Source organism: Paenibacillus kobensis NBRC 15729 (assembly GCF_004000825.1).
Lineage (GTDB): Bacteria > Bacillota > Bacilli > Paenibacillales > Paenibacillaceae > Paenibacillus_T > Paenibacillus_T kobensis.
The window spans coordinates 1-25,667 of the sequence record NZ_BILZ01000067.1 but is presented as its reverse complement, the minus strand read 5'-3'; the positions used below and the strand labels follow the sequence as shown (position 1 = coordinate 25,667).

At 53.6% G+C, this 25,667-nt stretch carries 20 protein-coding genes; 16 read left to right on the top strand and 4 right to left on the bottom strand.

Going from position 1 to position 25,667, the window contains the following annotated elements; translation table 11 throughout:
• Positions 1 to 10: 10 nt before the first annotated feature.
• A complete protein-coding gene (locus PKO01S_RS25145) occupies positions 11 to 628 on the bottom strand; it encodes a TetR/AcrR family transcriptional regulator (protein WP_127534198.1) in 618 nt (205 codons plus the stop codon).
• A 162-nt stretch (positions 629 to 790) separates the two neighbouring features.
• Between PKO01S_RS25145 and PKO01S_RS25140 the strand changes: the two genes are divergently transcribed.
• The gene (locus PKO01S_RS25140; protein WP_127534197.1) at positions 791 to 3,037 is read left to right on the top strand and encodes an MMPL family transporter; all 2,247 of its coding nucleotides are present in this window, start codon (positions 791 to 793) and stop codon (positions 3,035 to 3,037) included.
• Between the two features lie 87 nt (positions 3,038 to 3,124).
• Here PKO01S_RS25140 and PKO01S_RS25135 read toward each other — a convergent pair whose 3' ends face one another.
• A complete protein-coding gene (locus PKO01S_RS25135) occupies positions 3,125 to 4,114 on the bottom strand; it encodes an ArsR/SmtB family transcription factor (RefSeq protein WP_127534196.1) in 990 nt (329 codons plus the stop codon).
• A 426-nt stretch (positions 4,115 to 4,540) separates the two neighbouring features.
• On the opposite strand from PKO01S_RS25135, the gene PKO01S_RS25130 reads away from it, so the two are divergent.
• The 3 genes from PKO01S_RS25130 (at position 4,541) to PKO01S_RS25120 (ending at position 7,805) form a co-directional block, all read left to right on the top strand.
• Positions 4,541 to 5,956 carry an ABC transporter substrate-binding protein gene (locus PKO01S_RS25130; RefSeq protein ID WP_127534195.1) on the top strand — a complete coding sequence of 472 codons (1,416 nt, stop codon included), beginning with the start codon at positions 4,541 to 4,543 and terminating at the stop codon, positions 5,954 to 5,956.
• Positions 5,957 to 6,054: 98 nt separating this feature from the next.
• A complete protein-coding gene (locus PKO01S_RS25125; RefSeq protein ID WP_127534194.1) occupies positions 6,055 to 6,942 on the top strand; it encodes a carbohydrate ABC transporter permease in 888 nt (295 codons plus the stop codon).
• A gap of 26 nt (positions 6,943 to 6,968) precedes the next feature.
• Positions 6,969 to 7,805: a carbohydrate ABC transporter permease gene (locus PKO01S_RS25120; protein WP_246070730.1), complete on the top strand. Its 837-nt coding sequence runs from the start codon at positions 6,969 to 6,971 to the stop codon at positions 7,803 to 7,805.
• Positions 7,806 to 8,115: 310 nt separating this feature from the next.
• On the opposite strand, the gene PKO01S_RS25115 is transcribed toward PKO01S_RS25120, so the two are convergent.
• On the bottom strand, positions 8,116 to 8,391 hold the full coding sequence (locus tag PKO01S_RS25115; RefSeq protein WP_127534193.1) for a DUF6171 family protein: 276 nt from the start codon (positions 8,389 to 8,391) through the stop codon (positions 8,116 to 8,118).
• A gap of 108 nt (positions 8,392 to 8,499) precedes the next feature.
• Between PKO01S_RS25115 and PKO01S_RS25110 the strand changes: the two genes are divergently transcribed.
• From PKO01S_RS25110 to bcp, 4 genes are all read left to right on the top strand, one after another.
• Entirely contained in the window at positions 8,500 to 9,483 is a 984-nt protein-coding gene (locus tag PKO01S_RS25110) for a glycoside hydrolase family 43 protein (protein ID WP_127534192.1), read from the top strand.
• 20 nt (positions 9,484 to 9,503) lie between these two features.
• The gene (locus PKO01S_RS25105; RefSeq protein WP_407669710.1) at positions 9,504 to 10,925 is read left to right on the top strand and encodes an arabinan endo-1,5-alpha-L-arabinosidase; all 1,422 of its coding nucleotides are present in this window, start codon (positions 9,504 to 9,506) and stop codon (positions 10,923 to 10,925) included.
• Between the two features lie 141 nt (positions 10,926 to 11,066).
• A complete protein-coding gene (locus PKO01S_RS25100; protein ID WP_127534200.1) occupies positions 11,067 to 12,548 on the top strand; it encodes an alpha-N-arabinofuranosidase in 1,482 nt (493 codons plus the stop codon).
• 184 nt (positions 12,549 to 12,732) lie between these two features.
• The gene (gene bcp, locus PKO01S_RS25095) at positions 12,733 to 13,236 is read left to right on the top strand and encodes a thioredoxin-dependent thiol peroxidase (protein ID WP_127534190.1); all 504 of its coding nucleotides are present in this window, start codon (positions 12,733 to 12,735) and stop codon (positions 13,234 to 13,236) included.
• A 132-nt stretch (positions 13,237 to 13,368) separates the two neighbouring features.
• On the opposite strand, the gene PKO01S_RS25090 is transcribed toward bcp, so the two are convergent.
• Positions 13,369 to 14,472 carry a cation diffusion facilitator family transporter gene (locus tag PKO01S_RS25090; protein ID WP_127534189.1) on the bottom strand — a complete coding sequence of 368 codons (1,104 nt, stop codon included), beginning with the start codon at positions 14,470 to 14,472 and terminating at the stop codon, positions 13,369 to 13,371.
• Between the two features lie 222 nt (positions 14,473 to 14,694).
• On the opposite strand from PKO01S_RS25090, the gene PKO01S_RS25085 reads away from it, so the two are divergent.
• The 8 genes from PKO01S_RS25085 to nrdF all read left to right on the top strand — a co-directional run bounded on the left by PKO01S_RS25085 (position 14,695) and on the right by nrdF (position 25,561).
• The gene (locus PKO01S_RS25085) at positions 14,695 to 15,048 is read left to right on the top strand and encodes an ArsR/SmtB family transcription factor (protein ID WP_127534188.1); all 354 of its coding nucleotides are present in this window, start codon (positions 14,695 to 14,697) and stop codon (positions 15,046 to 15,048) included.
• A gap of 173 nt (positions 15,049 to 15,221) precedes the next feature.
• Positions 15,222 to 16,808 (top strand): response regulator transcription factor, encoded by a 1,587-nt coding sequence (locus PKO01S_RS25080; protein ID WP_127534187.1) that lies wholly within the window; start codon positions 15,222 to 15,224, stop codon positions 16,806 to 16,808.
• 53 nt (positions 16,809 to 16,861) lie between these two features.
• The gene (locus PKO01S_RS25075; RefSeq protein ID WP_127534186.1) at positions 16,862 to 18,625 is read left to right on the top strand and encodes a sensor histidine kinase; all 1,764 of its coding nucleotides are present in this window, start codon (positions 16,862 to 16,864) and stop codon (positions 18,623 to 18,625) included.
• 80 nt (positions 18,626 to 18,705) lie between these two features.
• On the top strand, positions 18,706 to 20,370 hold the full coding sequence (locus PKO01S_RS25070; protein ID WP_127534185.1) for an ABC transporter substrate-binding protein: 1,665 nt from the start codon (positions 18,706 to 18,708) through the stop codon (positions 20,368 to 20,370).
• Positions 20,371 to 20,510: 140 nt separating this feature from the next.
• Positions 20,511 to 21,554, top strand: coding sequence for an endo-1,4-beta-xylanase (locus PKO01S_RS25065; RefSeq protein WP_127534184.1), 1,044 nt, complete (start codon positions 20,511 to 20,513; stop codon positions 21,552 to 21,554).
• 565 nt (positions 21,555 to 22,119) lie between these two features.
• Positions 22,120 to 22,482: a class Ib ribonucleoside-diphosphate reductase assembly flavoprotein NrdI gene (gene nrdI / locus PKO01S_RS25060; RefSeq protein ID WP_127534183.1), complete on the top strand. Its 363-nt coding sequence runs from the start codon at positions 22,120 to 22,122 to the stop codon at positions 22,480 to 22,482.
• Positions 22,469 to 24,553, top strand: coding sequence for a class 1b ribonucleoside-diphosphate reductase subunit alpha (nrdE, locus tag PKO01S_RS25055; protein ID WP_127534182.1), 2,085 nt, complete (start codon positions 22,469 to 22,471; stop codon positions 24,551 to 24,553). Before nrdI ends, nrdE begins: the two co-directional genes overlap by 14 nt.
• Before the next feature lie 57 nt (positions 24,554 to 24,610).
• Positions 24,611 to 25,561 carry a class 1b ribonucleoside-diphosphate reductase subunit beta gene (nrdF, locus tag PKO01S_RS25050; RefSeq protein ID WP_127534199.1) on the top strand — a complete coding sequence of 317 codons (951 nt, stop codon included), beginning with the start codon at positions 24,611 to 24,613 and terminating at the stop codon, positions 25,559 to 25,561.
• Positions 25,562 to 25,667 lie beyond the last annotated feature (106 nt).

Sequence of the window (25,667 nt, the reverse complement as noted above, 5' to 3'; positions counted from 1 at the left end):
GACCCTTAATTCACTGCTCCGGGGCGACCCCGTGCCAGAACAGGTCAATAAGCGTCTTGGCAAGCTCGGCCGTCGAAGGGGCGGCTTCGGCAGGCTGCGGGCGGTTGCCGAGCATGAGCAGCGCGTTCAGCGCATGCGACAGCAGCAGCGGATCGGCAGGGCGGAGCAGGCCGCTGTCCATCGCCGCGCGGAAATGCGCGGACAGCACGTCGTGAATGCCGTGTTCCGCCTGGCGGATTCGGAGCAGCTGCTCTTCGCTCAAGTGAGGAGCAGCATCCCGCATCATCGATTCGAAGTCGACATGATGCGTGGACATTTTGACAACGGCTAGACGTTCCAGACCGCTGCGAATATCGGACGATTCCTTCAGTACTCTTTCCGTGCCGCTGAGGGCGCGGGAGAGAGTCCAGACGAGCGATTCCGTGAACAACTCTGCCTTATTGGCAAAATGATAATAAAGCGACGCTTTCGTTACGTCGCATACTTGCGCAATTTGGTTCAACGAGACTGGCTCATAGCTGTACTCCATAAATAAACGGGCGGCTTCCGCAATAATCGTCTCATTCGTCGAGTAACGCTGGTCGGCTCGCTTCGGCCGGCCTAGCGATTTCGGCTTATCCGCATTCATTATGTCTCACACCTTCATCTGATTAACAAAGTTCGCATTTCTGTCGTTGATTAATTAACCGACCGGTATATATAATTATTATATCACCGAATAACGGATTCGCAGACAGAAGCAGCGCATCCAATCTTATTATTCATATCATGCGGAGGAGTGGAATGGCAAATGAATACCTTTAATCGAATAAGCGGCTTTGTGACGGGCAGGAGGGGCCGGTGGGTGACGCTGCTCGTATGGCTGGTGCTGGCAGTGGTGCTGACTTTGGCGCTGCCCGGGGCCGGAGACGAGGAGGTTAATAACGCTCCGAATATGGACAGCTCGAAGCCTTCGCTGCAAGCTGCGGCGATCGAAGCGCGCGAGTTCCCGAATGAGAGCGGGCTTCCTGCGCTGCTCGTTCTGCATCGGGAAGGCGGGATATCCTCCGCCGATCTGGCGAAGGTACAGCAGCTTGCCGCAGATTGGGAGGCGAATCCGCTGCCGCATCAGAGCGCGGTGCCTCCGCTGCACAAGCTGCCGCTGCCTGCACTGAACGAGCAGCTGTCCGCTGACGGCAGCACAATTATTATGCCGGTTACCTTCGAGGCGAATGCCGATACGGAGCAACTAGAGAAGAGCCTTGACCAACTGAGGGAAGATGTGACGGCGGCATTCGGCGGCGAGCCGTTCGAGACGGCGGCCGATCAGCCGGCCTCGTTAAGCGCCCGCGTCACCGGACCGGTCGGCATTCAAGTCGACGCGACCGGCCTCTTCAAGAATGCCGATGTGTCGCTGCTTATGGCGACCGTGCTGATCGTTCTTGTTATTTTGCTGCTGATCTACCGTTCGCCGGTACTGGCCTTCATTCCGCTTATCGCGGTCGGATTCGCTTATATGGTCGTGGGGCCGATTCTTGGCGCCATGGCGCATGAGGGGTGGATCACGATTGATTCGCAAGGGATCTCGATTATGACGGTGCTGCTGTTCGGGGCAGGTACCGATTACTGCTTGTTCCTTATCTCGCAATTCCGCGACCGGCTGAGCTCCGAGAAGGAGAAGAGAAGCGCGCTGCTGCAGGCAATGACGGGCTCGTCCGGCGCCATCGCAATGAGCGGTCTGACGGTCGTGCTCTCGTTGCTCGCTCTGTTGTTCGCGCAATATGGCGCCTATCACCGGTTCGCCATCCCGTTCAGCTTATCGATCTTCATCATGGCGATTGCGAGCTTGACGCTTGTACCTGCGCTGCTTGCTATATTTGGCCGGGCTTCGTTCTATCCGTTCGTGCCCCGTACGCCGGATATGATAGCCGAGCGTGCGCAGCGCAAAGGGAAGCCGGCGCCAACGCCGAAACCAGTGAGTAAGGAGGGATTGGTCGGCCGTCTCGTTGTCCGCCGTCCGTGGACGGTCGTTCTGTCGACGACGATTGTATTGGCTGTTCTGGCTGGCTTCTCTTCACAGCTTAAAGTATCATTCGACATTTTGTCGTCGTTCCCGAAAGATATGGAGTCGAGAGAAGGCTTCGCCATTATCGGCGAGGAGTTCACGGAAGGAAGTCTTGCTCCGGTTCGGGTCATCGTTGACGCGGACGGCAACGATGCAGAGCCGATAAGGCAGCATCTGTCGGCGCTTCCGTACGTGTCAAGCGTGTCGAAGCTTGAACAGGGAAGCGTGAACCCGAACATCTATGCGATGGACGTTAGTCTCTCGATGAACCCGTACTCGCAGGAAGCGATGGATCTTATTCCGAAGCTGCGCGATGAGACGATGGCGGCGCTCGCGGCAGCGGGCAACGGGGGGCTGACGGCGGAGCGGGTATGGATCGGCGGCCAGACGGCGGAGCAATATGATACGAAGGCGACGGGAGACCGCGATACGCGCGTCATTATCCCGATCGTCATCGGATTGATCACGCTCCTGCTGCTCGGTTATTTACGCTCGATCGTCGCGACGGCGTATTTGATCGGAACAGTGATCTTGTCGTATTTTGCTGCGCTCGGACTTGGATGGATCATCATTCATTACGCACTCGGCGCTGATGCAATATCGGGTTCGATTCCGCTGTACTCGTTCGTGTTCCTTGTGGCATTGGGCGAGGATTACAACATCTTCATGATCTCCAGCATATGGGACAAAAGAAAACGGATGCCGCTCAGCCGTGCCATCAGCGAAGGGGTGAAGGAGACGGGCTCCGTTATTACGTCGGCAGGCATCATACTCGCAGGCACGTTCGCGGTGCTCGCGTCGCTGCCGATTCAAGTGCTGGTCCACTTCGGCATCGTCACGGCCGTCGGCGTCCTGCTCGATACGTTCATCGTCCGGCCGTTCCTCGTGCCTGCGATTACGGCTTTGCTAGGCCGCGCCGCCTTCTGGCCGGGCAAGCACGTGCCGGTGGAGGACAGCGGTTCCCGCGAGGTCGGACGTACGGAATCGCACTAACCAGCATCCCGCTATAACGAATAAAAGGCTGCCTTACCGTCATGCTTCGGATGACAGGGAGGCAGCCTTTTATCATTAATGGATTTGTTACGATTGACGGTTCGCCTTCGAAGTCGACTTGGCTTGCGGGCTGGCCGGCGATTCTTCGTCCTCTTGCGCGGAGGCGTGAACGACTTTGTCATAGTACAGCCGGAACATAATGTCCTGCTTGTAGTTGCCGAAGCCGCTGCCGAACAGCGTGAAGCCGCCGATATTACGGGAGTCGTTCTCGATCGCGATGCGCAGTGTCCACTGCTTGTCCCAAATATTAATCTGGTCCAGCGTCACATCGGAGATCGGATGGCCGTCCATCCGGGTGCCGGCATTCGTTATCGTCAGATGCTTCAACAGCCCGTATTGGTTAATGTCATCCGGCCACCACGGCGGATTGTACTTGCCGCGCTTGTCGCCGAAGTCGCCGGGGCTGGTCCATGTGCCGAGATTGACGTTGTTCATATAGAACGTAAGATCGGACGGCCAATTGTTGTTCGTCAGCGGCGCCTCCGAAGCGATCTCCATCGAGATGACAAGCTCCGTCGGATTCTCGGTCGAGAGCAGGAAGTTCGGAATCTTGTATTCAATGAAACCTTCGCTGAACCAGACGATCTTCGCTTGGAACCGTTCCGCGTCCAAGAAGGAGCGCGGGTCGTCGACGATGCCGATGAACTTCTCCGTCGTCGCAAGGCCGCAGGTCGGTTCGACCTGGAAATCGGTGAAGTGGCCGACGGAAATCTCGCTCTGATGATATTCCCGGATATGCTCAAGCTTGTTCGGGAACACAATCTCTGCACCTTCCACTTGCAAGGAGCAAATCTTCTGCACGCCTCCCCGGCTTGGCAGCATCTCGCTGTGCACGATTCCGGCTTTCTCCAGCTTCTTAATATGCATCGTCATAATGGCGCTGCTCAGGCCGACCGCTTCGGACAGCTCCCGAATGTTCATCGGCCGCTTGGCCAGCAGACGAATAACCTTCAAGCGAACGCTGCTCGCAAGCGCTTCGTATACCGGTAGAGACTTATCCGTAATATCGAGATTCATATAAGATCCTCCAAAGGATGGAATGTCGAAATGAAGCGAAAATAGCGTTGTACTAATACTATATATTTTTATTAACGAAATGGCAACAATGACAAGAGGTGAGAGTGCTAAGTCGCCATATTTCGCGGATATTCCGACATATAGTTAATAAAAACATTAACGTTAAAATAAATCTGTTTATAAATTTGTTGACGTGTAAGCGCTTTTTTGATATTGTTAATGCAAGCCAAATATATTTGTGCAAATGTTAATGTTTGGATTGACGGATTCATCCTTATGCCGTGGAAGACGGCGGAGCGGTAATCAGCAAGGGACAGACATTAGAAGTTAACCGGCTCTGAAGGCAGACTTCCTTAGGCGAAACTGTATGCGTTTACATTAGGCAAGCCCAGTGAAAGTTACTTAAACATTGGAGGGGTTCTTGCAATGAAGACAAAAGGTTGGATGACAGCACTTACGTTAGTCGTATCGGCGGGATTGGTTCTGACGGGATGCGGCGGCGGCAACAAGGACAACGAGGAAACGAAAGCGCCGGCAGAGAGCACGAGCACTAGCACGACGACAACGGGCGATGCGGGCAAGACGGATCTAGGGAAAGCAGAACTGACGTTCATGTTCCGCGGCGGTCCAGACGAACAGACGGCGTATAACAAGACGGTCGACCAGTTCGAGAAGGATCATCCGGGCGTGAAGGTGAAAGTCATCTCGACCGCAGCCGATCAATACGCAACGAAGCTGAAGGCGGCGATCACGGGCAAAAGCGTACCGGACGTGTTCTATTACGATCCGGGCGATCTGATGGCTTATGCGAACGGCGGCGTACTTCTGAATCTGACCCAATATGTAGAGAACAACAAGGATATCGACATCAATAAGATTTGGCAAAAAGGCGTTGACCTGTACCGTTACGACGGCGCGACGGTCGGTCAAGGCGACATCTACGGCTTGCCGAAGGACCTCGGTCCATTCTCGATGGGCTACAACAAGACGATGTTCGAGAAGGCAGGCATTGCGCTGCCGGACAAAGACAAGCCGTATACGTGGGACGAATTCATGAATGTCGCTCAGCAGCTGACGAAGGATAACAACGGCGACGGCAAGCTCGATCAATGGGGAACGGGCCTCAACGTGACGTGGAACCTTCAATCACTCGTATGGAGCAACGGCGCGGACTGGATCGATCCTACCCATACGAAAGTAACGGTCGACGATCCGAAGTTCGCGGAAGCGCTGCAGTATTTTGCCGATATGCAGAACAAATACCATGTCACGCCTTCGATTGCCGAAGCGCAGACGCTGGACACGTACCAACGGTGGATGCAAGGACAGATCGGCTTCTTCCCGGTCGGTCCATGGGATATGAGCACGTATGAGAAGCTTCCGTTCGATTATGACCTCATTCCGTATCCGGCAGGATCTACAGGCCAATCGGCAACGTGGCTCGGCTCGCTCGGCATCGGAGTATCGAGCAAGACGAAGTATCCGGAAGCGGCAGCAGCGCTCACGATGTATCTGACCGGTTCCGAAGAAGGCATGAAGCTGTTGTCTGATGCTAAGGTGCAGATTCCGAACTTGACTGATATGGCAACGACATGGGCAGCTGACGCTTCGTCTAAACCGGCCAACAAGGAAGAGTTCCTGCAGATCGTCAACGAGTACGGCCGTCCGATTCCAGGCATTCTGACGTATAACGCGGAATGGTATAACCTGTTCTTCACGGACATTCAACCGGTGCTCGACGGTAAAATTACGGCAGCCGATTACGTGAAGGAAGAGCAGCCGAAGATGCAGAAGCTGCTCGACAAGGCAATCGAATCGATGAACAAATCCATGAACAAATAAGTTCACGACTCTTGGCGAACATAACGCTCGTTCCCGCTGCCGTAAGCTGGCACCGGGAACGAGCGTTATGGAAGACGCCGGAATTTCCGAGGTGAACCATGACAACCAAATCAAAGCTTTACCGCAAAGAAGCCTATTGGGGCTATCTGTTCATCCTGCCGCCGGTGCTTGGTCTGCTCATCTTCGCCCTGTTCCCGGTCATCTACTCGGTATACGGATCGTTCACCGATTGGGACGGGCTTGGACAGATGAATTTTATCGGACTGGATAACTATAAGGAACTGTTCCATGACGAGCTGTTCTACAAGGCGATGAGAAATACGCTGTACATGATGCTCGGCATCCCGCTCGGTCTCTTGCTGGCGCTGATGCTTGCGCTTGGTTTGAACCGCGGCATACCGGGGACGACAGCGTTCCGCGTTGTCTATTATGTTCCGGTTATTTCGTCGCTCGCAGCGATCTCGATCATGTGGAATTTGGCGTACAACGGCGACTTCGGCCTCGTGAACCAATTCCTCGACTTATTCGGCATCAAGGGGCCGAACTGGCTCATGGATAAGAGCACGGTCAAGCCGGCGATTATGCTGATGATGATCTGGAAAGGGCTCGGGTATACAATGCTGCTGTATTTGGCTGCGCTTCAAAGCGTGCCGAAGGACTACTACGAAGCAGCGGAGCTGGACGGAGCGAATGCATTCAGCCGTCTGCGCCATATTACTTGGCCGATGGTTAAGCCGGTTACGTTCTTCGTCGTCGTGACGAACATTATCGGCGGCTCGCAGGTCTTCACCGAGATCAACATTATGACGTCCACGGGCGGTCCGGAATTCAGCTCGGCCTCCGTCGTGTTCTATGTATGGCAGAAGGCGTTCGGCAATTTGCAGATGGGCTACGCATCGGCGATGACCGTCATTCTGGGTCTGTTTATTTTCATCGTGACGCTCGTTCAGTTCAAGCTGGACCGGTCGTCGGAAATTAACGAATAAGGTCGCGGGGAAGGGAGGAAAGGACTGTGGCGCTCAGAAGAAAATGGGCCAATTCATTCATCTTCGCGATTCTGTTGGTCGGCGGGGTGTTCATGATTGCCCCACTGCTGTGGATGTTTACGACTTCCGTCAAGGATCGTATGGACGTGTTCGCATTGCCGCCCGTATGGATTCCGAATCCGATGCATTTCGGCAAGTACTCGGAGATTTGGGACAAAGGACCGCTGCTCAGCGGGATTAAGAATAGCGTCTTCGTCGCCGTGACGGTAACCGTCGTCGGGACGTTCACGTCCAGCTTGGCTGCGTTCTCGTTCGCGAAGCTTCGTTTTCCGGGGAAGAACAAAATCTTCCTGCTTATGATTTCGTCATTGATGATTCCATATCCATCGATTATGATTCCGCAATTTATGATGTTTTCCAAAATGGGATGGGTCGACACGCTGCTTCCGCTTATCGTGCCGGGTCTGTTCGGCAATATCGTGATGATCTTCTTCTTGCGGCAGTATCTAGCCAGTGTGCCGAACGCGCTGATCGAAGCGGCGAAGATCGATGGCAGCTCGTATGCGGGTATTTATGCACGGATTGTCCTTCCGCTTATTAAGCCGGCTGTTGCCGCTCAGCTCATTCTGTGGTTCATGGCCATCTGGAACGACTATCTGGCTCCGATCATCTATCTGAATTCGCCAGAGAAGCAGACGCTGCAGCTCGTTATTGCGAACTTTAATGCAACGTATGCGATTCAGACGGACTATCCGCTCATTATGGCCGCTTCCGTAGTCGCGCTGCTGCCGATGCTGATCGTCTTCCTGGTGTTCCAGAAACAAATTATCGAATCCGTCGCCATCTCCGGCGTGAAGGGATAAAGGATAAGGGATAAAGGATAAACCATTCTCGGCATTTTGTCATACGTCGGCTGGTCCGGCTATACCGCCAGGGCTGGCCGCAGACGGCAACCATCCCGGCTCGGGGAGGCGGGATCTTTATGCTGTGAACAGCACCGCCCTGAGGTGCTGTTGCATCACTATTTGTGTCACAAGAGAGGGGTGCAGGCGGAAATAGAGGCTGTTGCATCACTTTTAGTGTCACACCAGAGTGTTTAACCGTCGCTTAGGTGCTGTTGCATTACTTTTAGTGTCACACCACGAGTGTTTAACTGTCCGAGGGTTTGCCTAGCTAGCTATCCTGGCTCCACCGGCTTCCGCCGGGAGCAGGGCAGTTGTTGCGCGTAAGCTTCGCCCGCACTTGGATGTAACAGCCGCAGTGGGCGCAAGTCGTTCCGTTCTGGAGAGAGGAGCAGGCTGCACATGCGGCCAAGCGGCGCTCGTAAGCGGCATCCGGCACGCAGTCGTCCGGGAAGCGGGACAGCTTGTCCACCATAATGTTGATCTGCTCTTGCGACACTTGAAAGTCTGGGGAGCAGCCTTTGCAAAGAGATGAGGTCGTCTTCATGCTTGTCGTCTCCTTCGTCCGTGTGAATGACCCCATCATAGCACCTAACCATTCGATTCGACAGATAGAAATCATACAAACTACTATAACAGCGTTGGAGTGAGAGCCATGTTGAATTCAATATCGAAATCCGAAGTCGTCTACCGTGATCCTATCGTCTGGCAGCGGGCCGACCCATGGATATACAAACATACGGACGGCTTTTATTATTTTACGGGCTCAGTTCCGGCATACGATGGCATCGAGCTGCGCAGAGCGAAGACGATAGACGGGCTGTACGACGCGGAAGCGGCCGTCGTCTGGAAGAAATATGAGAGCGGCCCGCTGAGCGCGAATATTTGGGCTCCGGAAATTCATTTTATCGGCGGCAAATGGTATATCTACTTCGCGGCGGCACGTACCTCGGAAACGCAGGACGGCCTGTTCGACCACCGCATGTTCGTACTCGAGTGCGGTGCGGACAACCCGCTTGAAGGCCCATGGGTAGAGAAAGGACAGCTCGTTACCAACTGGGAGTCGTTCTCGCTCGATGCGACGACGTTCGAACACCGGGGTGTCCGCTACCTCGTCTGGGCGCAAGGCGACCCGGCGATTGCCGGCAACTCCAATCTGTACATTGCAGAGATGGATACGCCTTGGTCGATCAAGGGGCAGCAGGTGATGCTGACCAAGCCGGAATTCGACTGGGAATGCATCGGTTTTCTCGTTAACGAAGGGGCAGCAGTGCTTATTCGCAATGGCAAAATATTTCTGACCTACTCCGGCAGTGCGACGAACCATCATTACTGCATGGGCATGCTGACGGCTTCGGAGGATGCCGATCTGCTCGATCCGGCTTCGTGGACGAAATCGCCGGTGTCGGTCTTCCACACCAGCGAACGGGTAAGCCGATTCGGACCGGGCCATAACAGCTTCACCGTATCGGAGGACGGCAAGACGGATCTGCTCGTCTACCATGCGCGCGATTACAAGGAAATCATCGGCGATCCGCTCTACGATCCGAACAGGCACGCCCGCATTCAGGCGATTGAATGGCGCGACGGCGTCCCTCATTTCGGAGAACCGAAGCCGGGCAGAACGGCGGAAGCATGAATCGAACGCTGAAGGGGTGCTTGGCGATGCTATTGATGGGATTGCCGCTGCTCGGATGCTCGGCTCAGGATGAGCCCAAGTTCGTCTACCCTGACAAGCCGGTTCAGTATCCGATGTACGACAAGTCGACGCTTAATAATGAAGCCGACTGGCATATCAACAATGCCCACGATCCTTCTATTATAAAAGCGGAAGACGGCACCTACTATGCGGTCAGCACCGACGTTCGCGTCGGTTCGCCGCCAAAGCCGGGCATTATGGTGCGCAAGTCGAAAGATTTGATCGCATGGGATTGGGTCGGGTATGCCTTCAATGGCATTCCGGCAGAAGCGGCGGCGTGGACGGGGGCGGCCAATCTGTGGGCGCCGGACGTCCATAAGTTCGGCGAGAAGTATTATTTGTACTATGCGGCCTCCACCTTCGGCACGAATCAGTCGTATATCGGCGTTGCGACAAGCGCTTCGATGGAAGGGCCGTGGGAGGATCAAGGCGAAGTCGTGAAGTCGCAAAAGGGCGATGAGGCGAACGCGATCGATCCGAACATCGTCATCGATGCCGACGGCAAGCCTTGGATGGCGTACGGCTCCTTTTTCGGCGGTATCTATGTGATGGCAATCGATCCCGCCACCGGCAAGCCGGCGCAGCCAGGCGACAAAGGGCAGAGGATCGCAAGACGCGATCCGGCCACCGAGGAAGGCGCGATGGAAGGGCCTTATATCGTCTACAACGAGCAGTTCAAGCAATATTACTTGTTCGTCTCCTATGACTCGCTGTTCTCCGATTACAATGTGCGGGTGGGCCGGTCGGACAGCATTACGGGGCCTTATACGGATATGAACGGCCAGCGGATGGACGACATCGACTTTTTGCCGCAGTACGAGATTGGCAACAAGATTATGGGCGGGTACCGATTCTCCGAAGGGGAAGGCTGGATTGCGCCCGGGCACAATTCGGTTCTGAACGACGATGGTGATTTTTATATCGTTCATCATGCTCGTCCAGAAGGGGACAAAAACTGGATGTACCTGCATGTTCGGCGCATTGTATGGACGAAGGACGGCTGGCCGGTCGTCTCTCCGGAACGGTATGCGGGCGAGCAGGTGCAGAAGGTCGCGAAGTCAGACATCGCCGGTGATTGGGAGCGGATCGTATTCGATAAGGATACGGACGGCCAATCGGAGGCGGAGCCGCTTAAGCTGATCGCTGACGGACATGTCGGCACGAAGGACAGCAAGGACGAGTGGACGTTCGACGGCGACCATACGGTGACGCTTACTTGGTATGAGGAAGACGGCTCAGTGGCCTCCACGGAGGAATTGCTGCTGCTCCCGTCCTGGGATTGGGAGCGGGATATGCCGGTGCTGACGTTCACCGGTTTGCGCAGCGACGGCACAGGCGTCTGGGGCAAGAAGCAAGAAGGCGCAGGCAATAGCAAGAAGTAGACAAAGGCAAGGGTTAAGTTAAAGGAACAAGACGAGGATGGATGAACCATCCTGTCTATGCTGATAGAGATGTGGCAAAGGGACGAGGGCGGCTTTATGCTCTTCGTCCCTTATCTGCCAGGAGGAAAGGTGATGAATTATATGACAAAACAGCGCGTGGTCATTCATGCAGATTGGACACTAGGCACGATCAACAAGAACATTTACGGACATTTTGCTGAGCATCTAGGACGCTGTATATATGAAGGCTTGTGGGTCGGAGAAGACTCGCCAATTCCGAATACGCAAGGAATTCGAAGCGACGTGCTGGAGGCGCTGCGCAAGCTGCAGGTGCCGCTGCTGCGTTGGCCGGGCGGCTGCTTCGCCGACGAGTACCATTGGAAGGATGGCGTCGGCCCGCGCGAGAATCGCAAGCGGATGGTGAACACGCATTGGGGCGGCGTGGTGGAGAACAATCATTTTGGCACACACGAGTTTTTCCGGTTGTGCGAGCTGTTGGGGGCCGAACCGTACATTTGCGGCAACGTCGGAAGCGGTACGGTACAGGAGATGTCCGAATGGGTGGAGTACATGACGTTCGATGGCGAATCTCCAATGGCAGGCTGGCGCCGGGCGAATGGCCAAGAGAAGCCGTGGAAGCTGCAATATTTTGGCGTCGGTAATGAGAACTGGGGCTGCGGCGGCAACATGAAGCCGGACCACTACGCGAATTTGTACCGGAACTATCAGACGTACGTCCGCCAGTACGGCACCAACAAGCTGTACAAAATCGCGGGCGGAGCTAATATTGACGATTACAACTGGACGGATGTGCTGATGCGCGAGGCTCATTGGCTCATGGATGGGCTAAGTCTGCACTATTATACGATTCCTGGACGTTGGGAGGACAAACTTCCAGCAACCGGCTTTGATGAGAGCGGCTGGTTCGAAGCCATGCAGAAGTCACTGTTCATGGACGAGCTGGTTACGCGGCATAGCACGATCATGGACCGCTACGATCCAGGGAAGCGGGTCGGGCTGATCGTTGATGAGTGGGGCACTTGGTTCCTGCCGGAGCCGGGTACGAACCCGGGGTTCCTGTACCAGCAGAACACGATGCGCGACGCGCTTGTCGCGGCGATCCATTTGCACGTGTTCCACAAACACTGCGACCGGGTGCAGATGGCGAATCTGGCGCAGATGGTCAATGTGCTGCAGGCAGTCATTCTGACTGAAGGCGACCGCATGCTGCTGACGCCAACCTATCACGTCATGGAGATGTTCAAGGTGCATCAGGATGCCGAAGCACTGGCGATGCACGGCGCGTTCGGCGAATATGAGCTAAACGGCGTACGGCTGCCGCAAGTTAGCGTATCCGCGTCGAAGAAGGACGGCAAGGTGCATATTAGTCTGGCCAATTTGAGCCATACGGATGACGTCGAGTTAGAGCTGGAACTGCGCGGAGCGGAGCAGGCTTATGCTTGCCGCGGCGACATTGTGGCCGCGGACGACATCGGCGCGCACAATACGTTCGAGCAGCCGGAGCGGGTAACAAAGCAGCCGTTCGAAGGCGCGGAGCTCGCGGACGGCAAGCTGCAGTTGACGCTGCCGGCGGCATCGGTCGTGTTGTTGACGCTGGAGTAGTTGCGGGTATGCCGCTAACGCACTGAAGTGTGTCGTTAGCGAGCCGCGTCAGACTCCCCCGGCTTGGTGATGGCTGCGGGCAAGGAGCTTCATTGTACAAACCGTTCGTCTGAGCTTCGATACGCCGTCCAACTTCATGTATAATGTAGGAATAGATACAGCAATGCATGAGGTGGGATAGAGAGTGGCAGGCAGCAAAACCAAAACAGCAGAAGTCGGCAAGAAGGCGCCGAACTTTACGCTTGATAGCTCAGACGGCAAGCCGGTATCGCTGAGCGATTATGCCGGCAAAAAAGTCATTATATTTTTTTATCCGAAAGATATGACGACAGCGTGTACTCAGGAAGCGTGCGACTTCCGGGACGCGAATGAGCAGTTCCAAGAGCATAATGCCGTTATTATCGGGATAAGCAACGATGATATCGGACGGCATAACAAATTTATCGCCAAGTACGAGCTGCCTTACGTCCTGCTGGCGGACACGGATCACCGGGTATGCGAACAGTACGGCGTCTGGCAGTTGAAAAAACTGTACGGCCGCGAGTATATGGGGCTCGTTCGATCCACTTTCCTCATTGATGAGAAAGGCAAGCTCGTGCAGGAATGGCGCAACATTCGGGTCAAAGGCCATGCGGACGAAGTGCTCGCAGCTGTTGCTGAGGCGGTTCGGACGAAACGCAAGTCATAATACTACTGTAATCTGAAAAGCCCGGCGCTGCGCTATTTCCGCAATCAGCGGAAGTAACGTAACGCCGGGCTTTATCGTCTCATTCATACTTTATCGTACTTTATTGTTTCATTAAAAACCGAGTCGTTTCACTTATACGACGAGAGGTTCATGGAGAGTGTCGGACTTTTCAAGCTGCAGTGTTGCATGCTTGAGCTCGAATTCGGATTCGAGCTTAGCAAGCGCCTCGCGAAGGATATGCTGGCAATCGCCGTCGTCTTCAACTCTTAAGTGTCCGCTAAGCGCAGGTATTCCGGACGTAATCGTCCATATATGCAGGTCGTGTACATCACGGACGCCGCTAATGCCGAGCAGCACTTGCTTGACCGCGTCAGGATCGATACCGTCAGGGGCTCCTTCCATTAGAATATGGATGACCGACTTGAGTATACTCCAAGCTCCTCTTAGAATGAGCAGAGCAACGAGCACACTGACAAGCGGATCGGCCCAATTCCAGTCGAATACGGCAACCAGCAAGCCGGCAAGGATCGCACCGACAGAGCCCAGCGCATCACCAAGAATGTGCAAATAAGCAGATCGTACGTTCAAATTATGCTCGACGTCTCCTTTGCGTATAAGCGCCCAGGCACTAATCAAGTTGGCGAGCAGTCCGACGGAAGCGATCAGCATCATCGGTAACCCGGCCACTTCCGGCGGTTCGCCGAACCGATGGTAGGCTTCGATTGCGATCATCCCGGCAATGACGAACAGCGTCAGCGCGTTGAACAGCGCGGCCAAAATTTCGAATCGGTGATATCCATATGTTTTGGACGCGGTGGCAGGCTTAGCGGCGAACCAGAATGCGAGAAGGCTTAGCGCAATCGCAGCCGTGTCGCTTAGCATGTGCCCGGAGTCGCTCAGCAGCGCCAGAGAGTTGGTCAGCAGTCCGCCGAAAAATTCGAGCACCATAATGCCGCCTGTAATAAGGAGTGCGATTGCGAGTCCTTTCCGGTTGCCCGCATTGCCGTGTGAATGTCCGTGTCCATGATGGCTATGCCCGTGATGTCCGTGTGAATGTCCATGCCCGTGCGAATGTCCGTGCCTATGTTCGGCTCCGTGATTATGCCCTTGCTCATGTCCGTGCGAGCATCCTTGCGTATCCGCTGCTTCATCCCGGTTAACTTTATGCTCATGTCCGCAGGAATCTGGGGCTGAATGATGCTCATGCTCCTGTTTACGGCCGTTAGTATCGCTCATTGACGCCACCCTCCAAATCAACATATGAATAATTGCTCATATATTAACTTCATAATACCAGCGGGCCTCGCGAAGTGCAAGACTTTATGCAGAATATGTCATGCGAAAGTGTCGAATAGGGCCTAGTTGACCGCTGCAATCCATGGTTTGCAATCCATATTATGACTATTGTTCAAGCCGTTCTATTTCGATGTATAATGGATTCCAGGTGGTGACGATATCGTGGAAAAATGTGATCCGGTATGCGAGGGAACCAGCCCAGAAATAGCCGATCAAGTGAAGGCGGAATTGCTGGAGGACCGTTCGGCTGTTTCAATCGCAGATTTGTTCAAAGCGTTAGGCGACCCTACGCGAATCAAAATTATTCATGCGCTGTCGCTGCACGAACTATGCGTTCATGATCTGACGATCGTGCTCGGGATGGGACAATCGGCTGTCTCTCATCAACTTCGTTATTTGCGCAACTTGCGGATCGTGAAGCGGCGTAAGGAAGGGAAGACGGTCTATTATTCGCTGGACGACAACCATATTGAACAGCTGTTCGTGCTGACCAGACAACATCTGGAGCATGATTGACATGTTGTGCACGCACTAGCATACGCTGATCGACCGGAGGATGTGGCCCCATGCGGTAAGATTCACTGCATATACCGCAGATGCATTCGTATGCTGCGACGTCCTAAAGCGTGCGCATGATCGGAGTTGAAAGTGCTTTCATCCTACATCATTGCGAGAGAGGAGCTTCGCCTATGCACAGCGCCATATTAGTAGATGACGAGCAGTTCGTACGGCTGGGACTGCGAGCGCTGATCGACTGGGAAGCGATCGGGTTTCATATTATCGGCGAGTCGGACAACGGGGAGGACGCACTGGCGTTAATCAGCCAGTTAAAGCCGGACCTCGTTGTGACGGACATTCGGATGCCGGTATTGGATGGTCTTGAGCTGATCCGGCGGACGCGCTCCGGCTTGGACGCAGCGTCAGGATCGGCGACGAGCTTCATTATTATTAGCGGCTTCGACGATTTTAAATATGCTCAGCAGGCGGTGCGGCACGGAGTGAACGACTTTCTGCTGAAGCCAATCGACGAGGAAGAACTAAGAACCGCGCTGGTACGGTTAAGCGATGAGCTGAACCGGGACAAGGTTCTTCGCGGCAAGAAGGAACAGCTTGTGAACGGCAGCGTGATGGAGTCGCTCATCAAAGGCGAGATGAATGAAGCGGAAGTCGATCATTGGGCGGCGAGGCTCGGGATCGAACACGGAACGAATCTGTACTATATGTTCATCGAACCGAACGATCTTCATCCATGGCGGCAGGGAGAATATTATTCCTTTGATGACGAGCGGCTATACGAAGCGGTGAAGGAAGCGCTGGTAAGCGCGCTGGGAAGAACGGTAAGTCCTTATGTGCATCGGCACCGGAACCGGTTCGGTGTTGTCGTATCGGCTGCCGATCTTTCTTACACCGGAGGAGAAATCGGCCGTTTCGCCGAGCGTCTGCTCTGGGAGATCGAACAGCGGATCGACCGTCCCTTCTATATATATGCAGGCCAGCCGGTCGAAGGGCTGACGAAGGTTGGCGCAGCATACCGGTCGGCAAGGGAAGCTCTGCTGCACAAATATATGGAGGATGGCTCCCGAATTATTGTGCATCATCCGTCGCGCCATGCGCCGGCGCCGTTCGTTCATGCCGATCCGCAGCTTCTTAAGTCGATGCTGGAGCATTTGGAGGAACGGAATGCGGAGCAGCTTCAAACTACGGTGGAAGCGATGTTCGAGCAATTCAAGACGAAGCGGTTCGTGCCGGATGCGGTGAAAGCGGCCATACATCAATGTGTATCCGGCATTGTCGGCGTATTGCAGAGCGTGGAAATCGACGCGATGGAGATGAGCTCGTCGGAGCCGATTATCGGCTGGCATGATATGAATCTGACGCCGCAGGAACTGAAGCGGCTGCTTCAAGCATTCGTCGCGGAGAGCGCGGAGCAGCTCGCAAGCCGGCGCAAGGAATTCGCCAAGGGCGGCGTGCAGAAGGTTAAGGCGTTCATTGAAGCGAACTATCGGGACAATATGAGCTTGAAGAGCATCGCGGCGCGTTTCTTTATGAATCCGGTCTACTTGGGCCAATTGTTCAAAAAAACATACGGCGTCTACTTCAACGATTTCCTGTTGCAGCTTCGGGTCGAAGAAGCGAAGAGGCTGCTGCGCAAGACGGACATGCGCATCTATGAGGTTGCCGAGCAGGTCGGCTTCAACAATGCGGATTATTTTGTTACCCAATTCGAGAAACTAGAGCGGATGACGCCTTCGGAATACCGCAATAAGCTGTTGTAAGCAGTACGGCTTTAGTTACGATCATCATTGCGTTCATTTGAGGAGTACGACCCATGAAGCTTGGTCTGGATAATATCCGATTGCGTAACAAAATGCTCATCGTGTACTTGCTGTCTGTATTTACGCCGATTTTTTTGACGAACCTGATCTTCTACAATGTGACAAGCGACAATGTCAAAAACCAGCGGATGAAGGATATATCTCGAGCGGTAGAGCAGATTCGAAGCGAGTTTCGGTCGGAGATCGAGGATGCCGTCGGAATCTCTTCCGTGTTCTACACCGACCATATGTTGAACGAAACGCTCGAACAAAGCTATGACCAACCGGCGGACTATATCGAGGCGTACGATTCTTACTTGCGCCGCATGCTGAACAGCTACGGTCCGGTGTATCATTCGGTTAATACCATAACGGTGTATGCAGATAATCCGACCGTACTTCCGTCAGGTGGCATCGAGCGCATAACCGACGGTGTCAGGGATCAAGAATGGTATCGGGCGATTATGAGCACCAGGCTGTCGCGTCCGATTATTATCCGTACCGGTACAGGGGACAGCAAGGACACGTTCAGCATTGTCCGCAAGCTGGATTATTTTGTGGCCCAGAACCAGTATCAGAAGCTTCTTAAGATCGATCTGAAGACGGATGCAATCGCACAAATATTCGGCAATTTGAATTTGCAGGGCAGCATTTATCTGATCGACGACAAGGGAGTGGTTAACTATACGACCGATCCCCAGATCAATTGGCGGTCGGAAAGCCCTGTGTTCGATTCCATTCCGCAGTCTGCCCGCACCATAAAAGTAGAGTCGACCTATGACACTTACAATTATTTGTCTGGCTGGCGGGTTGCGGCGACGATTGCGGAGAGCGAAGTCATTCAGGCTGTCAAAAAATCGCGAACCTTCGTTGTTGTGCTTGCGGCGCTAAATCTGCTATTCGCCACGATTATTATCGTCTGGATTACGAGATCGCTTGTTGTGCGGCTCGGGTTTATACTGCGATACATGAAGAAAGTTAAGAATCAGCAGTTCGATCTGATCCAACACGCGGCGGCGAACGATGAAATCGGTCAGCTGACTAGCGAGTTCAACCGAATGACAACTCAGATCGAGCGCCTCATTAACGATGTGTACGTTGCGGATATTCAGAAGAAGGATCTGGAACTGCAGAACCGTCACGTACAGTTGAATGCGCTGCAGAGTCAGATCAACCCGCACTTTCTGTTCAATGCGCTCGAGACAATCCGGATGCGCAGCCTCATTAAACATGAAGACGAGACGGCTCGTATCATCCATAATATGGCCAAGATATTCCGGAACTCCCTCACGTGGTCGAAGGATATGGTTAATGTGCAGGAGGAGCTGGGGTTCATTCATTGTTTCTTAGAGATTCAAAAATACCGGTTCGGAGACAAGCTCACCTACAACATCGAGATCGACGAGTTCTCCTATGAGTGCATGGTGCCGAAGATGACATTTCTGCCGTTCGTCGAGAATGCCAGCATTCACGGCATCGAGCCGCTTAAGAATGGCGGGACGATTGATTTGAAGCTGAAGGTGGAAGGCAAGGAGCTTGTGTGCGAGATCATAGACAATGGGATCGGCATGAGCGAAGAGAAGGTCGCGAAGCTGTACCGGTACTTGGAGTCGGAAGAGGAGATGGGGGACCGGATCGGCATTCAGAACGTGATCTACAGGCTTAAGCTGTATTATGGAACAGGATTCCGCCTTCAGATCGACAGCGGAGAAGGAAGAGGTACCGCGATTCGCCTGGTCACGCCAATTGACTTGCATGCGAACCGCGAGGCCGGCTAGCCGCTTGAGGCTCAGCTAGCCGAGATTAGAGAATGGAATTTGTACATGTATGACCGAGGAAGAAGGAGTGAGGCATTATCATGGCTCGAAAATATAAGCTCAGATCCGTGCTGCTGCCTCTGCTTGCCGTTGCAATGACGGGGTCTCTCCTGGCTTCCTGTTCGAAGTCGGATGAGGACAAGCAGTTAAAGCCTGTGACGTTCACTTATTTTAACGCCGCTCCTGGCGAGGATCTGAATACGAACGAGACGACGATCGGATCCATCCTAGAGAAGGAGACCGGTGTTAACTTCAAGGTCGAGTATTTGGTCGGCGATATTAATACGAAGGTAGTCGAGATGATAGCGAGCGGGCAGTACCCGGACGTCATCGTACCCGATGCAGCGATCGACAAGCTGGTCGATGCGGGCGCGTTTATCCCGTTGAACGATCTGATCAACCGCTATGGTCCGAACATTAAACGGGTATACGGACCTTACTTCAATCAAATGAAAGCGAAGGACGGCAACATTTATTTCTTGCCGTTCAGTGCGATTGTCGGGAAGTACAACCCGAGTACCACTGTCGAGCAGGCGGCATTCTGGATTCAGCGCCGCGTCCTCAAGGCGTTCAATTATCCGCGGATTAAGACGCTGGATGAATATTTTGATCTGATCGAGCAGTATGCCAAGACGCATCCTGAGCCGGAACTGATCGGCTTTCAGTCGCTAACCGACCTGGACCGCTTCTACACGCTTACGAATGCAGCCATGCACTTAGGCGGCTACCCGAACGACGGCGGCATAATCGTCGATATGAAGACGCATAAGGCTACGGATTACGGCGACGGACCACTAATGAAGCGTTGGATGCAGAAACTGAATGAAGTGAACGACAAAGGCTTGTTCAGTCAATCTTCATTCGTCGACAACTATGATCAATATTTGGCGAAAGTTGCTTCTGGCCATGTACTAGGCTTCTTCGACTATCAGTGGCAGGTCACTACGGCGTTTAAGGAAATTCGTAACAAATTCAAGGAGTCAGGCACGGACGATCTCGATTATATGCCGCTTCCGATTGTGTTTGATAAGACGACGGTCGATCAATATATTGATCCTCCTTCTTTTGTTAATAACCGAGGTATCGGCATAACCGTGAGTGCGAGAGATCCGATCCGTATTATTAAATTTTTCGACAATCTGCTGACGGACGAGAATCAACGATTGTCCAATTGGGGGATCGAAGGCGAGACGTATAGCGTAGACAAGGACGGGCGCTACTACCGTGATCGGGAGCAGAGCAGGTATGTCTATTCGGAGCCGTTCCGCAAATCGTTCGGCTTCTCGTTGTTCGAATATAATTGGCCGCGTTACGGCAGCGGTTCCTCGCTCGCAGACGGCAATTCCGTCAACGTCGGCCGGCAGCCGGAAATTGCGGCTGTCTCCTTTAGCGCGGGCGATAGGCTCATATTGAGCAAATACGGCGTGAAGACGTTCACCGAATTATTCGCTGATCCGCTTGACCGGCCGTGGTTCCCTGCATGGAGCATTCCAATCGAGCCGGGCTCGGAAGCGCAGCTGTTCACGCAGAAGAAGAGCGATCTGCAGCGCAAATATATGCCGAAGCTCGTTCTGTCGAATCCGGAAGAGTTCGAGGGCGTATGGAAGCAATATGTCACGGAATTCAATCAGCTCGGTGCCGGCGTATATGAGCAGCATATGACCGAGGAAATACAGCACAAAATTGACTTGGTTGAGGGGAAATAGGAGCGCTTCTGCTGTCGCTTTGCGGCGAAGTATGGTTTTTGAAGTACAACCTATACTTTGTCGGGTAATCAAAGCGACCGGCAGCTTTTATACTGAATACTCACGATATCGATGATATCGTTACCAGGGAGGGATATACAATGGTGAAACCAAGCGATACAAGCAGAGCAACCGCCGAACAAATCAAGAGCGGGCCGAGTCTGCGCGAACTGTACCATAATCATTACCGCATCGGTGCAGCGGTGAACAGCCGCACGATTGGTAGCCAACGCGACCTGCTGCTGTATCACTTCAACAGCATTACGGCAGAGAACGAAATGAAATTCGAAAGCGTTCATCCGGCTGAGGATGTATATACGTTCGAGCAGGCAGACCGAATTGCCGCTCTCGCGAAAGAGAACGATATTGCGCTGCGCGGCCATGCGCTGGTCTGGCACAACCAGACGTCGAAGTGGATGTTCGAAGGCAAGGACGGCGGCCTGGTGGACAAGGAAACGCTGTTTGCCCGTATGAAATCGCATATCGACACCGTCGTCGGCCGCTACAAGGGGCAGATCTACGCATGGGACGTCGTCAACGAAGCGGTATCCGAAGAAGAAGGGGAGCTGCTGCGCCAGTCCAAGTGGCTGGAAATCGCCGGTCCTGAATTTATTGAGCGCGCATTCCGCTATGCGCATGAGGCGGATCCGAACGCGCAGCTCTTCTATAATGACTATAATGAATGCGGCCCGGTGAAACGGGACAAAATCTATACGCTCGTCAAGTCGTTGCTGGACAAAGATGTGCCGATCCACGGCATCGGTCTGCAAGCGCACTGGGGTCCGTCCGATCCGGCAGAGGACCGCATTCGCGAGGCGATCGAGAAGTATGCTTCGCTCGGACTGCGGTTGCACATTACGGAGATGGATATTTCCGTCTTCGAATGGAAGGACCACCGCGCTGATCTGACGGAGCCGACTGCCGAAATGCAGGAGCGTCATGCCGAGCGTTACGAGATGGCATTCCGTCTGTTCAACGAGTACAAGGACGTGATCGACTGCGTGACGTTCTGGGGCATCTCCGACGACTACACGTGGCTTGACTATTTCCCTGTCCGCAGCCGGAAGAACTGGCCGTTCCTGTTCGACGTTAACCATCAGACGAAGGAATCGTTCCGCCGCGTAGCAGCACTCGTACAGAAATAGACGCTATTTATACTATATATAGAGAGTTATAGAGTCAGAGAGCTATCGATAGCCAATTGAGCCGTTTAACCGGTCCGATTGGCTATTTGGGCTGGAGCGAGAGGAGGTGGTGCTTACTTCACGTGTATTACTGGTCTGCCATATATAGAAGGACTACGACTCGCTGTATGCCGCTTCGATTACTCCTCTAGCAACAGTTCCTGCTCAGGCTTTCCTCGCGTATTTGTCTATAACTCGTGTTTCATATGAAAATCTTTCCTGTTTTTCATTATGAGAGCGCATACATAATGTTGAAAAACACCCCGAATTTTCATTACATCGCCTTCTCCACGAATCGACAGCGAACGGCAGACATTCATCAATAGATGCAGAAAAGTCAGACAAAACCGGAACCCCTTATCCTGCTTGGGTTCGTCCGTTGTCAAGCGTTTTTTGTTGGCAAATGGAGACGGAGAACCATTGACACGCACAATATATAGTTATATCATTGTCTCAGTCATTCTACATATAGATTTTGATAGAGTTAGCAGCCGCAATGGCCGCTGTATCTGGAGGGTGTGGAAACATGCTGGTTGTGTACAATTCGAGGACAGGCAATGTCCGCCGCTTTGTCGAAAAATTGAATATGAAGTCGTTGCCTATGGACGATGCAGACATGACGGTAGACGAGCCATTCGTGCTCATTACGTTCACGACCGGATTCGGACAAGTGCCGGATCAAGTAGAGAAGTTTCTGAAACGCAACTCTTCCAGAATGAAAGGCGTGTCTGCGAGCGGCAACCGCAATTGGGGCGAAGCGTTCGCCCGCAGCGCGGATGATATCGCCAGACGATATAACGTTCCGGTTATTCATAAATTCGAGCTGTCGGGTACAGGACGGGACGTAGATCTATTTCGACAAGGAGTGAATAGTCTTGCGGCATATTGAGCTCAATAATGAACTGATGCAGCGCGGCGAGGACGGATTCTTCCGTTTGGAGAAGGACCAAGAAGCGGTTGCGGCGTTCATGGAGGAAGTTGCAGCGAAGAGCATGCGCTTCAACAGCTATACCGAGCAAGTCCAATACATGATTAAGAACGACTTCTATGAAGACGTTTATGAACAATATACAGTGGAGCAAGTCGAAGAACTGTTCAGCGCAATGCACGGCTTCGGCTTCCAGTTCTCCTCTTACATGGCGGCATCGAAATTTTATACCGACTATGCAATGAAGAGCGACGACCGCTCGGTCTACATGGAACAGTATCCGGACCGGGTCGCGATGGTCGCTCTTCATCTGGGCGAAGGCGATTACGAGAAGGCGAAGCGTCTGGCTGTTGCGATGATGGAGCAGCGCGTCCAGCCGGCGACGCCGACCTTCTTGAATGCGGGCAAGAGCCGCCGCGGTGAGATGGTATCGTGCTTCCTGCTCGAGATGGATGATTCGCTCAACTCGATCAACTATGTGCTCGGCACGTGCATGCAGCTGTCGAAGATCGGCGGCGGCGTAGCCGTGAACCTGTCCAAGCTTCGCGGACGCGGCGAGCCGATCAAAGGCGTCGAGGGCGCGGCGAAAGGCATCATGCCGGTGCTGAAGCTGATGGAAGACGCGTTCTCCTATGCCGACCAGATGGGTCAGCGCAAAGGTTCGGGAGCGGGCTACTACAACATTTTCGGCTGGGACGTTATGGAGTTCCTCGACAGCAAGAAGATCAACGCCGACGAGAAGACACGCCTGAAGACGTTGTCGATCGGTCTGATCGTACCGAACAAGTTCTATGAGCTGGCTGCGCAGAACAAGCCGCTCGTCGTGTTCGGACCGTACTCGATCTACAAGGCATATGGCGTTCATATGGACGACATGGACCTTGATGAAATGTACGACACGCTGCTCGCTGATGACCGCGTCAAGAAGAAGACGGTAATGAGCGCGCGCGACATGCTGGTGAAGATCGCCATGATTCAGCTCGAATCGGGCTACCCATACATTATGAACCGCAGCAACGCGAACAAGGACCATGCGCTCAAAGGGATCGGCGCGATCAAGATGTCGAACCTGTGCACGGAAATTTTCCAGCTGCAAGAAACGTCCGAAATTAACGATTACGGCCAAGAAGATATTATCCGCCGCGACATCAGCTGCAACCTGGCATCGCTGAATATCGTGAACGTGATGGATCTCGGCAAAATCAAAGCGTCCGTGCATGAGGGCATCGAAGGTTTGACTTCCGTCAGCGACATGGCGGAGATTGCGAACGCTCCGGGCATCCGCAAGGCGAACGAGGAGCTCCATTCGGTCGGCCTCGGCGCGATGAACCTGAACGGTTATCTCGCGAAGAACAAGATTGCGTATGAGAGCGAAGAAGCACGCGATTTCGCACGCACGTTCTTCATGATGATGAACTACTACTCGCTGGAGAAGAGCATGGAGATTGCCCGCGACCGCGGCGCAACGTTCCATGGCTTCGAGAAGTCCGAGTATGCGAACGGCAACTACTTCGACCGCTATTTGTCGACGGACTACCGTCCGGTAACGGATCGGGCACGCGCCCTGTTCGGTGACCAGTACATTCCGTCGCCGGAAGACTGGGCACAGCTCAAAGCGCTCGTCATGAAACACGGTGTCTACCATGCATACCGTCTGGCGATCGCTCCAACGCAGAGCATTTCATATATTCAAAATGCGACGTCTAGCGTTATGCCGGTCGTTGAGCATATCGAGACGCGCACGTACGCGAACTCGACGACGTATTATCCGATGCCTTACTTGGCGCAGGATAACTACTTCTTCTACAAGTCGGCGTATCAGATGGACCAGTTCAAGGTCATTGATATGATCGCCGAGATTTCGCAGCATATCGACCAAGGGATTTCGACGGTATTGCACGTCAACAGCAACGTAACGACACGGGAACTGTCCCGTTATTATATCTACGCCGCGAAGAAAGGGCTCAAGTCGCTCTATTACACGCGGACGAACCGACTAAGCGTAGAGGAGTGCATCAGCTGCGCCGTCTAATGACGGCCGGCGACACTCCTTCCATATAGACTCGAGAGGAACGGTTGAGCGATGGCGATGGAAGCTGTTAACTGGAACCGGCCGGACGACGACTTTACGTTGACGTTCTGGAACCAGAACATTATGCAATTTTGGACGGATGAGGAGATCCCGCTGTCCGATGACAAAATGTCATGGATCGAGCTCAGCGATCAGCAGCGCGAGCTGTACATGAAAGTGCTGGGCGGCCTGACGCTGCTCGACACGATTCAAGGCGGCGTCGGCATCCCGCGCATCGTCGAGCATGTCGACGGACTGCAGCGCAAGGCGGTGCTGTCGTTCATGGGCATGATGGAGCAGATCCACGCCAAGTCGTACAGCAGTATCTTCACGACGTTGGCTACGACGGAAGAGATCGACGGTGTATTCGCTTGGGTGAAGAATCATCCGAAGCTGCAGAATAAGGCGGAATGGATTTCCGATTACTATAAAAACATCAAGACGCCGAAGAGCCTGTATCTGGCGCTCGCAGCGTCGGTGCTGCTCGAGAGCTACTTGTTCTACAGCGGCTTCTTCTATCCGCTCTTCCTGGCTGGCCAGGGCAAAATGACGAGCAGCGGCGAGATCATCGACCTCATTCTGCGCGACGAGAGCATCCACGGCTTGTACGTCGGCGTGCTCGCGCAGGAGATCTACCGTGATTTGACGCCGGAAGAGCGTCAAGAAGCGGATGCAGAATTGCACGCTCTGATCGACAAGCTGCACGCGAACGAGGAAGCGTACACGAACGAGCTGTACACGGCTGTCGGCCTTGCCGACGATGTGCATGCTTATGTACGTTACAACTGCAACAAGGCGCTGATGAATCTCGGACTTGATCCTCGCTTCCCAGAGGAAGAGATCAATCCGATCGTCTTCAACGGCATCAGCACGCGGACGAAGCAGCATGACTTCTTCTCGAAGAAGGGCAACGGCTATGTCCGGACGCTGAATGTAGAAGCGCTGAAAGATGAGGATTTCGATTTTTAATTCGCTCTCATAACTTGTTTAATAGAGACGCTAATATTCGACGGTACCTATTCGATAGGGACGTTCGAATATAGCGTCTTTTTTTTTTTTTTTTTGCATGCCAAAA

What these genes read in the sequence shown, in the direction of transcription:
- PKO01S_RS25100 (WP_127534200.1), top strand. Translation starts at nt 11,067, where the DNA reads ATGACAAAACAGCGCGTGGTCATTCATGCAGATTGGACACTAGGCACG.
- nrdF (WP_127534199.1), top strand. Translation starts at nt 24,611, where the DNA reads ATGGAAGCTGTTAACTGGAACCGGCCGGACGACGACTTTACGTTGACG.
- PKO01S_RS25145 (WP_127534198.1), bottom strand. Translation starts at nt 628, where the DNA reads ATGAATGCGGATAAGCCGAAATCGCTAGGCCGGCCGAAGCGAGCCGAC.
- PKO01S_RS25110 (WP_127534192.1), top strand. Translation starts at nt 8,500, where the DNA reads ATGTTGAATTCAATATCGAAATCCGAAGTCGTCTACCGTGATCCTATC.
- PKO01S_RS25135 (WP_127534196.1), bottom strand. Translation starts at nt 4,114, where the DNA reads ATGAATCTCGATATTACGGATAAGTCTCTACCGGTATACGAAGCGCTT.
- PKO01S_RS25125 (WP_127534194.1), top strand. Translation starts at nt 6,055, where the DNA reads ATGACAACCAAATCAAAGCTTTACCGCAAAGAAGCCTATTGGGGCTAT.
- PKO01S_RS25090 (WP_127534189.1), bottom strand. Translation starts at nt 14,472, where the DNA reads ATGAGCGATACTAACGGCCGTAAACAGGAGCATGAGCATCATTCAGCC.
- PKO01S_RS25115 (WP_127534193.1), bottom strand. Translation starts at nt 8,391, where the DNA reads ATGAAGACGACCTCATCTCTTTGCAAAGGCTGCTCCCCAGACTTTCAA.
- PKO01S_RS25075 (WP_127534186.1), top strand. Translation starts at nt 16,862, where the DNA reads ATGAAGCTTGGTCTGGATAATATCCGATTGCGTAACAAAATGCTCATC.
- PKO01S_RS25070 (WP_127534185.1), top strand. Translation starts at nt 18,706, where the DNA reads ATGGCTCGAAAATATAAGCTCAGATCCGTGCTGCTGCCTCTGCTTGCC.
- PKO01S_RS25130 (WP_127534195.1), top strand. Translation starts at nt 4,541, where the DNA reads ATGAAGACAAAAGGTTGGATGACAGCACTTACGTTAGTCGTATCGGCG.
- PKO01S_RS25065 (WP_127534184.1), top strand. Translation starts at nt 20,511, where the DNA reads ATGGTGAAACCAAGCGATACAAGCAGAGCAACCGCCGAACAAATCAAG.
- PKO01S_RS25080 (WP_127534187.1), top strand. Translation starts at nt 15,222, where the DNA reads ATGCACAGCGCCATATTAGTAGATGACGAGCAGTTCGTACGGCTGGGA.
- nrdI (WP_127534183.1), top strand. Translation starts at nt 22,120, where the DNA reads ATGCTGGTTGTGTACAATTCGAGGACAGGCAATGTCCGCCGCTTTGTC.
- PKO01S_RS25140 (WP_127534197.1), top strand. Translation starts at nt 791, where the DNA reads ATGAATACCTTTAATCGAATAAGCGGCTTTGTGACGGGCAGGAGGGGC.